The sequence below is a fragment of the Billgrantia aerodenitrificans genome (genome assembly GCF_021404405.1).
GTDB classification, from domain to species: domain Bacteria; phylum Pseudomonadota; class Gammaproteobacteria; order Pseudomonadales; family Halomonadaceae; genus Halomonas; species Halomonas aerodenitrificans.
The window spans coordinates 1-15,209 of the sequence record NZ_JABFTV010000009.1 but is presented as its reverse complement, the minus strand read 5'-3'; the positions used below and the strand labels follow the sequence as shown (position 1 = coordinate 15,209).

Annotated in this window: 12 protein-coding genes; all 12 read left to right on the top strand. The window is 51.5% G+C overall.

Translation table 11 applies throughout. The features are described from left to right. Positions 1 to 38: 38 nt before the first annotated feature. The 12 genes from HOP59_RS16620 (at position 39) to wecC (ending at position 15,075) form a co-directional block, all read left to right on the top strand. On the top strand, positions 39 to 1,235 hold the full coding sequence (locus tag HOP59_RS16620; protein ID WP_234254709.1) for an SIS domain-containing protein: 1,197 nt from the start codon (positions 39 to 41) through the stop codon (positions 1,233 to 1,235). Between the two features lie 121 nt (positions 1,236 to 1,356). Beyond that, positions 1,357 to 2,670: a UDP-N-acetyl-D-glucosamine 6-dehydrogenase gene (gene wbpA, locus HOP59_RS16615; protein WP_234254708.1), complete on the top strand. Its 1,314-nt coding sequence runs from the start codon at positions 1,357 to 1,359 to the stop codon at positions 2,668 to 2,670. An 11-nt stretch (positions 2,671 to 2,681) separates the two neighbouring features. Then, complete coding sequence (locus HOP59_RS16610; RefSeq protein ID WP_234254707.1) at positions 2,682 to 3,629, top strand: Gfo/Idh/MocA family oxidoreductase; 948 nt, start codon at positions 2,682 to 2,684, stop codon at positions 3,627 to 3,629. A gap of 19 nt (positions 3,630 to 3,648) precedes the next feature. After that, entirely contained in the window at positions 3,649 to 4,221 is a 573-nt protein-coding gene (gene wbpD, locus HOP59_RS16605; RefSeq protein ID WP_234254706.1) for an acyltransferase, read from the top strand. Continuing rightward, entirely contained in the window at positions 4,218 to 5,357 is a 1,140-nt protein-coding gene (locus HOP59_RS16600) for a DegT/DnrJ/EryC1/StrS family aminotransferase (protein WP_234254705.1), read from the top strand. The genes wbpD and HOP59_RS16600 overlap by 4 nt, the downstream gene beginning before the upstream one ends. A 5-nt stretch (positions 5,358 to 5,362) precedes the next feature. Next, positions 5,363 to 6,655 carry a lipopolysaccharide biosynthesis protein gene (locus tag HOP59_RS16595; RefSeq protein WP_234254704.1) on the top strand — a complete coding sequence of 431 codons (1,293 nt, stop codon included), beginning with the start codon at positions 5,363 to 5,365 and terminating at the stop codon, positions 6,653 to 6,655. Positions 6,656 to 6,679: 24 nt separating this feature from the next. Then, complete coding sequence (locus HOP59_RS16590) at positions 6,680 to 7,828, top strand: glycosyltransferase family 4 protein (RefSeq protein ID WP_234254703.1); 1,149 nt, start codon at positions 6,680 to 6,682, stop codon at positions 7,826 to 7,828. 207 nt (positions 7,829 to 8,035) lie between these two features. Continuing rightward, complete coding sequence (locus HOP59_RS16585) at positions 8,036 to 8,998, top strand: hypothetical protein (protein WP_234254702.1); 963 nt, start codon at positions 8,036 to 8,038, stop codon at positions 8,996 to 8,998. 207 nt (positions 8,999 to 9,205) lie between these two features. After that, a complete protein-coding gene (locus HOP59_RS16580; protein WP_234254701.1) occupies positions 9,206 to 10,279 on the top strand; it encodes a glycosyltransferase in 1,074 nt (357 codons plus the stop codon). A 26-nt stretch (positions 10,280 to 10,305) separates the two neighbouring features. Then, positions 10,306 to 12,444 (top strand): bi-domain-containing oxidoreductase, encoded by a 2,139-nt coding sequence (locus tag HOP59_RS16575; RefSeq protein ID WP_234254700.1) that lies wholly within the window; start codon positions 10,306 to 10,308, stop codon positions 12,442 to 12,444. 73 nt (positions 12,445 to 12,517) lie between these two features. Continuing rightward, entirely contained in the window at positions 12,518 to 13,696 is a 1,179-nt protein-coding gene (wecB, locus tag HOP59_RS16570) for a non-hydrolyzing UDP-N-acetylglucosamine 2-epimerase (RefSeq protein ID WP_234254699.1), read from the top strand. A 62-nt stretch (positions 13,697 to 13,758) separates the two neighbouring features. After that, on the top strand, positions 13,759 to 15,075 hold the full coding sequence (wecC, locus tag HOP59_RS16565; RefSeq protein WP_234254698.1) for a UDP-N-acetyl-D-mannosamine dehydrogenase: 1,317 nt from the start codon (positions 13,759 to 13,761) through the stop codon (positions 15,073 to 15,075). Positions 15,076 to 15,209: the final 134 nt, after the last annotated feature.

The following is a 15,209-nucleotide window of genomic DNA, read 5'->3' as shown; positions in this document are numbered from 1 at the left end:
ACCATGCGCTGCTACCCGTGCCTGCGAGAAGCCAAGGCATGGCGCACCTTCCTCTCTGTCGTGTGGAGAATGCCGCCTCGCGCGCGCGCTCCTGCCACACCCTGCCTGTCGCTCCCGTTCTTCCCCTTTCATCTAATTCCACAAGCCGGGAAGAGGTAATCATGTATGACATGCTGAGCGAAAGCAGGGGCAAGTATCGTCACGACTTGCGCAAGGAAATTCACGAACATCCCGAGGCCGTGATCAGAGCCTTGGCGGACAAGCTCTCCCCGCGGGGCGAGCTGTGGTTCGACAGCCTGGGGCCCGGCGCCATGAAGCTGTTGAGCGAGGTGCGCCAGGTGCAGATCGTCGCGAGCGGCAGCAGCTACCATGCCGGCATGGTGGCTTGCTACTGGCTCGAGGCCGTGGCAAAGGTTCCCTGCCGGGTGGAAGTGGCCAGTGAGTTCCGCTACCGGCGAGGAGTCGTCATGCCCGGTACGCTGTGCCTGGTGATTTCGCAATCGGGAGAAAGCGCCGCCACGCTGGCAGCGCTGCACGCGGCCAAGAGCGAGCCTTACCTCGCTACGCTTGCCGTTTGCAACATCCCCGGCAGCCGACTGGCCAGTGAGAGCGAGCGCTGCATGTTCACCCACGCTTGCTTGGAACATGGCAAACCTACCAACAAAGGCTTTACCGCTCAGCTTGCCGTGCTGGCCTGGCTGGCACTGGCCATCGGCCGCCAACGTAGAGTGCTGGATGCCAACTCCCTGGCGGAGGGAGTTGAAGCACTACACGCCTTGCCAGAACAGCTCTACCAAGTGCTGGAGTTGGAGCCCACCATTGCCGAACTGGCGCCGCTGCTCGCCACCAAGCGCAAAGTGCTCTTTATCGGAGAAGGCAGCCTTTACCCCGTAGCACGAGAAGCCGCCTTCAAGCTTAAAGAGCTAGCTGGCATTGACACCGAAGCATACGACGCCAGCGACTTGGAAAATGCGCGGCAGGCATTGGTGGAAGGCGATATTGGCGTGGTAACGGTTGCTCCCAGTGACAAGCTGCGGGAAATGCAGGTAATGCGAGCCCGCGGTGGCCAACTGATCAACTTCACCTGTAAGCACGCCGCCATGGAAACGGACGAAGATATTATTAACCTGCCGCTGCCCAAGGTGCCCGATCTGACCGCGCCGATCATCTACAGTGTGCCGCTGCAATTGCTCAGCAACCACGTTGCCATGGTGAAAGAAGCTGAGCGTGGATAGGCCACGAAACGTGGTGAAGCCGGAAATTATGGAATGCTATTTCTAACCCTCATTCTGGGGTGCTTTCGTAGTTTTTTGGGAAATTTTTGAAAACCTTTTTTATTATAATATTGGAAGTTGTATGTTCAATGTAGAAAAAGCCGCTATCGAAAAACTCAGCACAAAAGAAGCAGTAATTGGTATAGTTGGGCTTGGGTATGTGGGTCTTCCATTAATGCTTCGTTATAATGCCGTTGCCTTCCGTGTATTGGGTTTTGACATTGATCGGCAAAAAGTCGAAAATTTAAATGCTGGACATAGCTATATTGAGCATATTCCCTCCAAGGCGATAGCCGAGGCAAGGGAGAGCGGGTTCAAAGCGACGACAGACTTTAGTCGTATTGCTGAAGTAGACGCCATAATTCTTTGTGTGCCGACTCCGCTCAATAAGTATCGTGAGCCGGACATGAGTTTTGTCATCAATACTGTCAACGCTATCAAACCGTATTTGCGTGAAGGCCAAGTTGTGTCTCTAGAGAGCACTACCTATCCGGGTACTACCGAGGAAGAGCTGTTGCCACGCGTTCAACAAGATGGCTTGGTAGTGGGTGAAAATATTTTTCTTGTCTACTCACCCGAGCGAGAAGATCCAGGTAACCCAAATTTTGAGACTCGCACGATTCCTAAAGTGATAGGCGGGCACACCCCGGCTTGTCGTGAAGTGGGTATTGCACTCTATTCTCCTGCTATTGATCAGGTTGTGCCGGTCAGCTCCACCAAAGCCGCAGAAATGACAAAGTTGCTGGAGAATATCCACCGCGCTGTAAACATCGGCTTGGTCAATGAGATGAAAATCGTCGCCGACCGCATGGGCATCGATATCTTCGAGGTGGTGGACGCTGCTGCAACCAAGCCCTTCGGCTTCACTCCCTACTACCCGGGCCCGGGCTTAGGCGGCCACTGCATACCCATCGATCCCTTCTACTTGACATGGAAAGCGCGGGAGTACGGCCTTCATACCCGTTTCATCGAGCTTTCCGGTGAGATCAACCGCGCCATGCCGGAATACGTCGTCAGCAAGTTAATGGATGGTCTGAACGATCATGGCAAAGCCCTGAAGGGCAGCCGCGTGTTGGTGTTGGGTATTGCCTACAAAAAGAACGTCGACGACATGCGCGAGTCCCCCGCCGTGGAAATTATGGAGCTGATCGAGGCCAAGGGTGCTGAGGTGGCCTATAGCGACCCCCACGTTCCGGTCTTTCCTAAGATGCGCGAGCATCACTTCGAGTTGGCCAGCGTGGCACTGACCGCAGAGAGCCTGGCGAGCTTTGATGTGGTTGTGCTGGCTACAGACCACGACCGTTTCGATTTCGACCTGATTAAGCACCACGCCCGTCTGATCGTGGATAGCCGCGGCATTTACCGTGAACCCGCCGACCATATCATCAAGGCCTGAGGATCACACCAATGAAGAATTTTGCCCTGATCGGTGCTGCCGGCTATATCGCCCCGCGGCATATGAAAGCCATCAGAGAAACCGGCAACCAGCTCGCCGTTGGCTATGACATCAACGACTCTGTGGGCATCATCGATTCCATTTCCCCTCAGAGCGAGTTCTTTACTGAGTTCGAGCGCTTCCAGGAACACGCCTGGCAGCTCAAGCGCACTGCCGAGACAGCCCTGGATTACGTGGTCGTCTGCTCGCCCAACTATCTGCACCATGCCCATATTGCCGCCGGCCTGCGACTGGGTTGCGACGTAATCTGTGAAAAGCCGCTGGTGCCGACCCCCGAGCTTCTTGATGAGCTGGCTCTGATTGAGCAGGAGACCGGGAGGCGGGTCTACAACATCCTGCAGCTGCGCCACCACCAGGCGATCTTAGAGCTCAAGCAGAAAGTGAAGCAGGAGTCACGTACTGGCAAGCACGAGGTAGAGCTCACCTACATCACCTCGCGTGGCAAGTGGTACATGGAGAGCTGGAAAGGCGACCCGCGCAAGTCCTTTGGCGTGGCCACCAACATCGGCGTGCACTTCTTCGATATGCTGCACTTCATCTTCGGCAAGCTGCAAAAGAACGTGTTGCACTACGCCGGTAACGATAAGGCCGCCGGCTACCTGGAGTATGAGAAGGCGAGAGTGCCCTGGTTCCTCTCCATTGATGCTCGCGACCTGCCGGAGAGCGCCAAAGGTAAGCAGTCAACCTACCGCTCCATCACTGTCGATGGTAAAGAGATCGAGTTCTCCGGCGGTTTTACCGACCTGCACACGGTGAGTTACCAGGAGATTCTTGCCGGCCGTGGCTACGGCATCGAGGATGCCCGTCACTGCATCGAGACCGTTAACACCATCCGCTCTGCCCAACCGGAAACGCCAGAAGCCGGCGAAGCCCACCCTTTCCTTAACAGGTTAGTGTGATATGAGTGACACGAGCATAATGATCCATCCCTCCGCCATCGTCGATGAGGGCGCCCAGATAGGAGCGGGCTCACGTGTCTGGCACTTCGTGCACGTATGCAGTGGTGCCCGCATCGGCAAGGGCGTCTCACTTGGTCAGAACGTCTTCGTCGGAAACAGGGTCGTGATTGGTGACCACTGCAAAGTGCAGAACAACGTCTCCGTCTATGACAATGTGACACTGGAAGATGGCGTGTTTTGCGGGCCCAGCATGGTCTTCACCAACGTTTACAACCCCCGCTCCCTGATCGAGCGCAAGAGCGAGTACCGCGACACTCTGGTGAAGAAGGGGGCCACCTTGGGCGCCAACTGTACCATCGTGTGCGGTGTGACCATCGGTGAGTACGCCTTTATCGGCGCCGGTGCGGTGATCAACAAGGATGTGCCGGCCTATGCATTGATGGTCGGCGTTCCAGCCCGACAGATAGGTTGGATGAGCCAGTACGGTGAACAGCTCGCGCTGCCCTTGGAGGGCAAGGGTGAGACGGTGTGCCAGCATACGGGGGACCGCTACGTGCTGGATGACAAGCGGCTGACGAGGGTGAACGCATGATTCCTTTTATCGATCTAGCCGCCCAGCAGGCACGTATCAAGGATAAGATCGATGCCGGCATCCAGCGAGTGTTGGCCCATGGTCAATACATCCTCGGGCCTGAGGTGGCCGAACTTGAAGAGAAGCTAGCTGCCTATACCGGTGCCAAGTACTGTATTAGCTGTGCTAACGGCACCGATGCCCTACAGATCGCACAGATGGCGTTGGGCATCGGTCCAGGTGACGAAGTAATCACACCTGGTTTTACTTACATCGCCACTGCCGAGACCGTTGCGCTTCTAGGTGCCAAACCCGTCTATGTGGATATCGATCCGCGTACCTACAACCTCGATCCCACCCTACTCGAAGAGGCCATTACCCCGCGAACCAAGGCCATCATCCCTGTTTCGCTCTACGGGCAGTGTGCTGACTTCGACGCCATTAATGCCATTGCCGACAAACATGGTATTCCGGTGATTGAAGACGCGGCCCAGAGCTTTGGGGCTACCTACAAAGGACGTAAGTCTTGCAACCTGAGCACCATTGCGACCACCAGCTTTTTCCCCAGTAAGCCGCTGGGCTGCTACGGGGACGGCGGTGCCATCTTCACCAATGATGACGAATTGGCCACCGTACTACGCCAGATCGCTCGCCATGGGCAGGACCGCCGCTATCACCACATCCGTGTAGGCGTGAACAGCCGCCTGGATACACTCCAGGCCGCGATTCTGCTGGCTAAGCTGGGTATCTTCAATGAGGAGCTGCAGCTACGCCAGCAGGTTGCAGAGCGCTATACCTCACTGCTCAACGAGCTGGGCATTACCAGCACTCCTTATGTGGAGCCACACAATACCAGCGCTTGGGCCCAGTACACCATTCGCGTAAGAGAGCGTGATCAGGTACAGGCTGCTCTTAAAGAATCAGGTATTCCAACGGCTGTGCACTATCCGATACCTCTGAATCAGCAACCTGCAGATGATTATACTGCTGCGCTATTATATGAAGGTGATTTTGCGGCACAGCATGTGGTCTCATTGCCAATGCATCCTTATTTAGAGCTATGCAATCAAGTAATAATTGTAAGAAATTTAATAAATATCCATGAGAGTATGGCTTTATATGGGCAGTCTGTACCAGCTGCACATGGTAGTTTTTAAATTATATGACTTCCGAAAAATTTAAAAAAAGATTGTTTCGCATTTTTCCAAAGAGTGGTTTCGCACGTGGGGTGAGCATTCTGGCTGGAGGTACAGTCATATCTCAACTAATAGCGATTTTTACACTGCCATTACTGACAAGGCTTTACAGCCCAGAAGATTTCAGCATTTTGGCAGTGTATTCTTCTTTGTTGGCACTTGTTACAGTAGTTTCATGTTTACGCTTCGAAATCGCGATACCTATACCTAAAGAGAATAAAAAAGCTAAAGATTTACTTGCGCTTTCTTTGATCAGCGTCTTTTTTGTGAACGTGGTTTTCTCTATGCTGCTTATAATGTTTTCAAATGAAATACATTCTATTACGCAGGGGCGGCTCATTGGGTATCTTTGGATAATTCCGCTTGGTGGAGTACTTACAGGCGCCTATGCAGCATACCAATACTGGGCAACAAGGGAAAAAAATTACAATCTTATCAGTGAAACTAAAATAACGCAGGCTGTGAGTGGTTCTAGCACCCAGATTGGACTTGGCTATTTAGGGCTTACCCCCCTTGGTCTCTTGATAGGCCAAGTGATAAATATGGGAGGTGGTGTATGGCGCCTGGCGCATCATTACTACAAGAACAACCCACCCCTCCGCAAAGAAATAGTTCGGGGTGAAATTAAAGATACCTTCCGTGAATATGAAAAATACCCAAAGTTATCAACGCTTGAAGCACTTACTAATTCTGCAGCAAGCCAAGTTCCATTGCTCTTAATTGCGACCTATGCAGCGGGTCCCGAAGTCGGTTTTCTTATGTTGTCAATCAGGCTATTGTCTGCTCCTATGGCTCTTCTAGGAAGAGCTGTAGGTCAGGTTTACCTCTCGGAGGCACCATACTATCACCAAAATGGAAAGTTAAACCAGTATACACGTAAAACCATTCTGGTCTTAACCAAGCTTGGATTTTTTCCACTGCTAGTCGCAGGTGTTGCATCCCCTTTTCTAGTGCCGGTAATTTTTGGTGAAGAGTGGTCAAGAGCCGGAGTGTTAATAGCGTGGATGGTGCCATGGTTTTTCATGCAATTTATCAGCTCGCCCGTTTCAATATCGTTGCATATGGTGGCTAAGCATAAGGCCGCACTGATATTACAGTGTTTTGGTTTTTTGTTTCGCTCTGGCATTGTGCTTTATGCTGGGCTTTATTTGAATAATCTAGTTGTAGAAATATATGCGATAACCGGCTTTCTGTTTTATTCCATTTACATGGCCGTTATATTTTCAGTGCTGAAGCTTTCAGAAGTAAAATGTGATTGATTGTGAGATTATAAGGAAGGGAAAATGTACATATTTATCCTTTTGTCAAACTTGAATCGGAACGGCGGGGGGAGAGAGACGTGGCTTATGAACTTTATACCAAAACTTGCTGGCAAAGTTGGGAAGGATAAAGTCGAAATTTTACATTTGAAAGAAGGTGGAGTTGAAGACACGTTTTGTTCTGAGTTGAGTAATTATTCTAAGATGGTTGGGATAGAGAGGCCAGCATATTTCCCAAAAATACTATGGCGCTCGCCATTAAAATTTTATATTTCTTCGTGGATTATAGCCAAGAAACTTAAGAAATTTAACAAAGAAGATGTTGTTGTGGCGGTAGGTAGTCTATGGGAGCCTTTGGCTTTTCGGAGTCGGATGAGATGCCGTCGCATAATATGGATAAGAAGTATTTTGGAAAAAGAAATAAATCAATCACGAGTTAAACACATAAAGAAAATTTTATTGTGGAAAGAGCTAAGAGTTCTAAAAAGTGCTCATCACTTGATATCAAACGGGCTTGATACGCAAAAAGCCTATGTGGCAAGGGGAGTGGATTCGGTATATATCCCTAACTGTATAGACGTTAGTAAATACACGGCTGCTAGCAAAGAAAAATTGAAAACAAACCCGGTAGTAGTTTCATATATAGGTAGGTTGTCAAAAGAAAAAGGGTTCCTTGAATTTTTAAGGTCTATTGAAATATTCAATCAAAAATATAAATGCAGTCGTCAGCTTATTGAGTTTCACGTGGTCGGACAGGGGAGGCTTGAGGGGGAAATGGAATCTGTTCGCTCATTTGATAATTTTCGCTATTTAGGACCTATCAGTAATAATGAAATTGCTGGCTATCTTTCTGGTATTACCGCCAATGTATGTTTGACCTTTTCTAATCAAGCATCAAAGTGTGGCGGGGGGGGGGTATCTAACGGGATGCTTGAAGGTATGGCTGCTGGTAGAGTAATGATATGTTGGGACAACTACACTTTCAAGCAATCTTTAGATGATAGGTCAGCTATCTTTGTAGCCGAGGGAAGCTGTGAACAGTTGGCTGAAGCATACTACGCTTTAGCCACGAATTTATCTGAGTTTCATTCTTTAGGGGGGCATGCAAGGGATAGGGCAAAGCGATACTCCTTGGATAAAGCTGTTGCCTCTTTCCTTAATGTTGCGAATTAATTCTTTGTTCAGAGCTTTTGTTTTTAAATAAAGGCGTTAGATTTTTGGTGGTTTTAAGAAGCGCTTCCAGTTTTTTAAAACGTGATGTTGGGATTGCATATTCGCACACCCGGCTTTGCAGTCTCTGTCAAACCCATCTGGACAAACTTGTTAATTATTCCGGGCTCTTTAGTTTTATAAAATGGATTAATGTATAGGATCGCAGGCTTGTTGACTAAAAGCTATCAAGAGAGAACAGTATTATATGCTTTTCTTCTAGTTCCGATTTTTTTTGGAGCTTCTTATTTCCTCCTTCATTTCTACGTTGACGGAGATCAGGTTCATTATCATCGCTTCTACAATTCACTAAAATTTGCCACCTTCCAAGAAGTGCCTAGCCTTGCGTTAGCTCAACTCTCATCTAGGGAGGTGCTTTCTCCTTATTTAATATGGATAGGGGCCTCGCTTGGCATCGATAAAAATGTTTATGTTTCTTTCTTAAATGTTTTACTTTTGTCTGGTATCTTTCTTATTTTAAGAAAGCACCATGTTTCATGGTTGGCGGTGGCTCTTGTCTTGACGAATTTTTACACTGTTGTGTTGCTAACTGGGGCAGAAAGGTTAAAAATCGCATTTATAATTATTGTTTATGCATTCTATTTTTCCGGCTTGGTTAGAAACGTGTTGTTATTTCTTTCTCCGATGGCGCATTTCCAATCTCTACTTTTTTTCCCTTCCATAATCTTCTGCACTCTTGCGAAGGATGTTAAGATTTTTTTACGGCGACGGGCAATTAGAGTAAGTTCATTCCGTATGGTTGTTGTCGCAGGCCTTTCTTCTTTTTTCATAGCTTATTTTTTTTGGGATGGTATTTTTATAAAAGGAGCTAGTCATGCAGCTCGTGATACCAGTGCACTTGAGCTTTTAAATATTATAATTTTGTCTTTTGTTTCAATTTTCGTAGCAGTGAATAAATTTAGAATAATGATGGCGTTACTTCCATTCTATCCTATGATCGCCATTCTTGGTGGAATGAGAATTAACATGCTGGCGGTTGTGACTGTAATTTATTTACTTATGGTTGAGCATAAGCTCAACCATCCTGCAATGATATTAATGTTAACTTATTTTTCTTATAAAAGCGTGCCTTTTATTAAGAATATAATTGTATACGGAAACGGCTTTTTCTAATGGCTGATTTGCCTTTTAAGCTCTAAAAATGATTGGGATGCAATGTTCTCTAACTTTGCACATGGCAAGTGGTTGATAAGGTGTCGATTTTAACTATGCATATGCCACTTGTTAGTAAAAAGGCTTTTAGGATTCAGTATCTCTATGAGATATAAATCTTGTTAGCCGTATTTTTAAATGTTTTTTGTATTTTAGGGTTGTGGCTCAATGGTTTTAGTCAATGCTGCAAATTTATCAAGCGGTGGTGGTTTTACTGTGCTGGAGCAGTTCTACATTTATTCTCCTGAAGAATGTGTTTTTCTTGTGAATAATAATGAAATCAGAAATTATCTTTTGGCGAGTCGAGAAAATGGTCCAAAGATCCTCGTTGTGCCACCGATGTTTTTGAGCGGTTGTGGTGTATTACTATTTTATGGTTACTGGGTTGACTGGCTTGCTAGAAAATATAACGCTGTAGAAATATTGTCGCTTGGAAACGTTCCCTCTCGCACTGCATTAAAGCAAAAGGTCTATTTGCAATGGGCTTATTATGTTTACGGTTTCAACTATAGCAATGGCGCAAGCATAAAAGAAATAATGTCCAGAGCTTTAAGGTATGCTTTGATAAGAGCTTTTTCTAGGTATGTTAGTGTATGGGTCGTGCAGACAGCTACCATGCGGAAAAGATTGAAAGAAAAATTAAATAATACCACATGTAAAGATGTTTTTTATGTTTATCCGGGGTTTGTTGATTTGAGATATGGTAATAACATTAATAAATTTTTAGAGAATAAAGAAAGTCTTCGTTTGATATATCCGGCCTTGTATTATAGCCACAAAAACTTCAGTGCCATAAGGAAAATTGCCGATCAGATTGAAAGCCAAGGAATGACTGTTTCTATCTCATTGACACTACCTCCTGAGAAATTCACTAACCTTGGTTTTAACTCTACAAAAGTGGTCAGCAACCTTGGTGTATTAACGCAAAAAGAATTGACTCTTCAATATTTAGAGCATGATGCATTGCTGATGCCAACAAAGCTAGAGACGGTAGGACTTCCATATCTAGAGGCAATGTCTATAGGCTTGCCAATTTTAACGTCTGACTTGGACTTTTCCAGAGAAATATGTGGGGAAGCTGCTTTGTATTTCGATCCTGATGATGCGTTTTCAATAGTTTCTGCTATTAAGGATCTACAAAAAAATTCTGCTTCAGGGGGGGGGGGTAATCAGGCGGCAGCTCATGAACTTAAGAAATTCAGCTCTTGGAAGGAATCTGTGAGATCTGTATTTAATGTCTAATATTACATAATTTTTTTGAGCTACTAATGAAACAAGTTCTCCAAGACCTTGCCAAAGGCGCCACTACCCTCACCGAGGCCCCTTCACCTCGTGCTAGCACCGGTAGCCTGCTGATTTCAACCTCAACTACCTTAGTCTCCGCCGGTACCGAGCGCATGCTGGTGGATTTCGGCCGCGCCTCCTACCTCCAGAAGGCCCGTCAGCAGCCGGAGAAGGTCAAGATGGTGCTGGAGAAGGTTCAGACTGATGGACTGATGACCACGGTGGAGGCGGTGCGCTCAAAGTTGGCCCAGCCGCTGCCGCTAGGCTACTGCAATGTCGGCGTGGTCAGCGAAGTGGGGCAGGGTGTTTTACGCTTCAAGCCGGGCGATCGCGTGGCCTCCAATGGCCCCCATGCCGAGATCGTCAAGGTACCGCAGAATCTCTGCGCGCGCATTCCCGAGGGGGTTTCTAACGAACAGGCGGCCTTTACTGTGGTAGGCGCTATCGGCCTGCAGGGAATCCGACTGGCGCAGCCGACTCTAGGCGAGGCTTTTGTGGTTACCGGGGTGGGGTTGATCGGCCTGTTGGCGGTACAGCTGCTGCGTGCCCACGGTTGTCGTGTACTGGCCATCGATTTTGATGCCGCCAAGCTGGCCTTGGCCGAAAAGTTCGGCGCCGAGATCTGCAACCCGGCTCAGGGCGAAGACCCGGTGGCGGCGGGGCTCGCCTTCAGCCGCGGTAACGGCGTGGATGGTGTCATCATTACTGCTTCCACCAAGTCGAACGATCCGGTCACCCAGGCGGCACGTATGAGTCGCCAGCGTGGGCGCATCATCCTGGTGGGCGTTACCGGGCTGGAACTCAACCGTGCCGACTTCTATGAAAAGGAGCTCAGCTTTCAGGTCTCCTGCTCCTACGGCCCGGGCCGCTACGATCCGAACTACGAGGAAAAGGGCAATGACTATCCTCTCGGCTTCGTGCGCTGGACCGAGCAGCGCAATTTCGAGGCCGTGCTGGATATGCTGGCCAGCGGCCAGTTGGACGTCGAACCGCTGATTACTCACCGCTTCGCTTTCGCTAATGCGCCAGAGGCCTACCGGGTGCTCACCGAGGAGCGCGCGGCCTTGGGTATCTTGCTGGAGTATGATGCACCGCTAGAGCAGCGCACCGTTTCGTCCGTTACCCTTAACCGCGAAGTACAGTTCGATGCTACCCGGCCTGTGCTGGGTATGATCGGCGCCGGTAACTACGCTTCTCGAGTGCTGATCCCGGCCTTCAAGGCTGCTGGTGCCCAGTTGCACACCCTGGTCACCGCAGGTGGCATCAACGGGGTGATTCACGGTGAGAAAGCGGGTTTTGCCGAAGCCTCTACGGATCTGGTGGGGCTGCTAGCCAACGACACCGTCAACACCGTGGCCATCGTCACCCGTCACGACACCCATGCAAACTTCGTTAGCCAAGCCTTGGCAGCAGGTAAGCATGTCTTCGTCGAAAAGCCCTTGGCGATTTGCAGGGAGGGGTTGGCCGAGGTAGAGGCGGCCTACCACACGGCTCACGCCAGCGGCCAACAGCCTCACCTGATGTTGGGCTTCAACCGGCGCTTTGCCCCCCAGGTACAGAAGATGAAGACACTGCTGGGAGCGGTGAAGGAGCCCAAAAGCTTCATTATGACCATGAACGCAGGGGCTATTCCACCCGAGCACTGGACTCAGGATCCGGATGTCGGCGGAGGGCGCATCATTGGTGAGGCCTGTCATTTCATCGACTTGATGCGCTTTCTGGCCGGCAGCCCGGTTATCTCGGTTCAGGCACGGCGAATGGGCGACAACCCCGGCATGGCGATCACCGAGGACAAGGCAGCCATCACACTGGGCTTCGCCGACGGCTCCTTCGGCACCATTCACTATCTGGCCAATGGTTCGGCCAGCTTCCCCAAGGAGCGTGTCGAAGTGTTCGCCGCCGGTCGCGTGTTGCAGCTCGACAACTTCCGCAAGCTGCACGGCTTCGGCTGGCCGGGCTTTCGCAAGCTCAACCTGTGGAAACAAGACAAGGGCCAGAAGGCCTGCGCGGCGGCGTTCCTTACCGCCGTCGAGCAAGGTCGGGCTACTCCCATACCCGCTGAAGAAATCTTCGAGGTAGCGCGAGTCAGCATCGAAGCGGCTGAGGCGCTTCGCGGCCAGTAGCTACCTCGCATCGCTCTGACCACCTATTGGCGCAAGCGATCCCAATCCTACAATCCTGATGAAGGCAGACCGTATGACTTCACCGCGGCCACTGCGCACGCTCTGTGTCTTCGGCACACGCCCTGAGGCGATCAAGATGTCGCCTCTGTCCCTCGCCCTGCAGGCGGATCCACGCTTCGATACGCGTGTATGCGTGACCGGCCAGCACCGGGAGATGCTGGATCAGGTACTAGCGTTGTTCGAACTGATACCGGACTATGATCTTTCGATCATGCGGCCAGGTCAGGATCTGACCGATGTCACTGCCGCCATTCTGCAGGGTATGAAAGGCGTACTGAGTGATTGGCGGCCCGATGTGGTGCTGGTGCACGGTGATACGGCCACTACCTTTGCAGTGACCCTGGCCGCCTACTACCAGCAAATACCGGTGGCTCATGTCGAAGCGGGGCTGCGCACCGGTAACCTTTACTCCCCGTGGCCGGAAGAGGCCAACCGCAAGCTGACCGGAGCTCTGGCCGCGTGGCACTTTGCGCCGACCGAGCGCTCGCGCCGCAACCTGCTCGAGGAGGGCGCCAAGCCGGATAGCATCCTGGTCACGGGGAATACGGTGGTCGATGCCTTGCTGGATGTAGTCGAGAAGCTTGAAACGACACCTGCGTTACAGGCGCGATTCCAGGATCAGTTCGCTTTCCTGGATGACGCTCGCCGCATGATTCTGGTCACTGGCCACCGCCGTGAAAGCTTCGGCGGTGGCTTCGAGCGCATCTGCCAGGCACTGCGCATCACCGCAAGCCGGCACCCCGATGTACAGGTCGTCTATCCGGTTCACCTCAACCCTCAGGTGCAAGAACCCGTTAACCGGCTGCTGGCGGATATCGACAACATCCACCTGATCGAGCCGCTGGATTATCTGCCGTTCGTGTATTTGATGAATCGGGCTCACCTAATCATCACCGATTCAGGCGGTATTCAAGAAGAAGCGCCGTCGCTGGGCAAGCCGGTGCTGGTGATGCGTGATACCACCGAACGACCGGAGGCGGTCGAGGCGGGCACCGTCAAACTGGTGGGTACCGATGTGGCCACCATCACACGTGAACTCGACACACTGCTGTCTGACGACACCGCTTACCAAGCCATGAGCCGCGCGCACAACCCATACGGCGACGGCCAGGCCTGCGCGCGTATTCTCGATCACCTTGCTGAATCTCTGGGTTCGACCCGTAAGGCCAGCAAAGAACTGGCTACGGCTTGATCTCTTAGACCTCTCTTAAGCTTTTAATTTGCAGCCTTCTCAGTACGCAAGGAACGCAATTTATGTCTCTTGAAACCATTTCCGTGATTGGGTTGGGCTATATTGGCCTGCCCACCGCTGCTGTCATCGCCTCTCGCCGTAAGCGGGTCATCGGTGTGGATATCAGCCTGCAGGCGGTGAACACCATCAACCGTGGTGAGATTCATATCGTCGAGCCCGAACTCGACATGCTGGTCCATGCGGCGGTCAAGGAGGGCTACCTGAGGGCCACCACCGTGCCGGAACCGGCAGATGCTTTCCTGGTCGCTGTGCCTACCCCCTTCAAGCGTGAAGAGGGGAAGGAACATGTGCCGGACCTAAGCTACATTCACTCGGCTAGCCTTTCGATCGCACCGGTACTGAAGCCAGGCGACTTGGTCATTCTGGAATCCACCTCGCCGGTGGGGGCCACTGAGCAAATGGAGGCCTGGCTTGCGGAGGCGCGCCCGGACCTAAGCTTCCCCAGCCAACTGGGCGAGGCGTCGGACATTCGCGTGGCGCACTGTCCGGAGCGGGTGTTGCCGGGGCACGTGGTACGCGAGTTGGTGGAGAATGACCGGGTAATCGGCGGTATGACGCCACGTTGCTCCGAGGCCGCTTGTGAGCTGTATCAGCTGTTCGTGCAGGGAGATTGCATCAGCACTACGGCACGCACGGCCGAAATGGCCAAGCTGACCGAGAACAGCTTTCGCGATGTCAACATTGCCTTTGCCAATGAGCTTTCCATCATCTGCGATAGGCTGGACATCAACGTGTGGGAGCTAATCCGCTTGGCTAACCGTCACCCGCGGGTCAATATCCTGCAGCCGGGGCCGGGTGTGGGTGGCCACTGCATCGCCGTAGACCCTTGGTTCATCATTAGCGAAGCCCCGGAACAGGCCCGTCTGATCCGCACGGCACGCGACGTCAACGATGGTAAGCCCGAGTGGGTGATCGACAAGGTCAGTCAAGCGGTGGGTCAGTTCCTGAGTCAGCACCCTGAGCGCACCGCCCGCGACATCACCGTGGCGTGCCTGGGGCTGGCGTTCAAGCCTGATATCGACGACCTACGTGAAAGCCCGGCGCTCGCCATCACCCAGGCATTGAAATCCAGGCTGCCCAGCAGGCTGATGGTGGTCGAGCCCAATATCGATGTACTGCCAACGAGCCTGGAGGGCTCCAAGCTTGTCGGTATCGATGTGGCTCTGGTCGAGGCGGACATCATCGTGCTGTTGGTCGACCACAAGGCGTTCAAGAAAATCGGGCAAGAGCAATTGACCGGCCGCCTGCTGGTCGACACCCGGGGGGTATGGGCCGGGCAGGTGCAGCGACTGGCGGTTCCTTCTCCACTGCCGACCTGATGTGCCATTGTCCTAGGCTTTGTCCGAAAACTCGAATTTGCTAATGTCACCTATGCCGCAGCAGCATAGGTGACCTATGGCAGGACGCTACGAGATCTCCGACAACGGCTGGGCCCTCATTGAGGACATCGTAT

Excerpts from the sequence above, each read along its gene's own strand:
- wecC (WP_234254698.1), top strand. The coding sequence starts at position 13,759 with ATGTCTCTTGAAACCATTTCCGTGATTGGGTTGGGCTATATTGGCCTG.
- wbpA (WP_234254708.1), top strand. The coding sequence starts at position 1,357 with ATGTTCAATGTAGAAAAAGCCGCTATCGAAAAACTCAGCACAAAAGAA.
- HOP59_RS16600 (WP_234254705.1), top strand. The coding sequence starts at position 4,218 with ATGATTCCTTTTATCGATCTAGCCGCCCAGCAGGCACGTATCAAGGAT.
- HOP59_RS16595 (WP_234254704.1), top strand. The coding sequence starts at position 5,363 with ATGACTTCCGAAAAATTTAAAAAAAGATTGTTTCGCATTTTTCCAAAG.
- wbpD (WP_234254706.1), top strand. The coding sequence starts at position 3,649 with ATGATCCATCCCTCCGCCATCGTCGATGAGGGCGCCCAGATAGGAGCG.
- HOP59_RS16580 (WP_234254701.1), top strand. The coding sequence starts at position 9,206 with ATGGTTTTAGTCAATGCTGCAAATTTATCAAGCGGTGGTGGTTTTACT.
- HOP59_RS16575 (WP_234254700.1), top strand. The coding sequence starts at position 10,306 with ATGAAACAAGTTCTCCAAGACCTTGCCAAAGGCGCCACTACCCTCACC.
- HOP59_RS16620 (WP_234254709.1), top strand. The coding sequence starts at position 39 with ATGGCGCACCTTCCTCTCTGTCGTGTGGAGAATGCCGCCTCGCGCGCG.
- HOP59_RS16610 (WP_234254707.1), top strand. The coding sequence starts at position 2,682 with ATGAAGAATTTTGCCCTGATCGGTGCTGCCGGCTATATCGCCCCGCGG.
- HOP59_RS16590 (WP_234254703.1), top strand. The coding sequence starts at position 6,680 with ATGTACATATTTATCCTTTTGTCAAACTTGAATCGGAACGGCGGGGGG.
- wecB (WP_234254699.1), top strand. The coding sequence starts at position 12,518 with ATGACTTCACCGCGGCCACTGCGCACGCTCTGTGTCTTCGGCACACGC.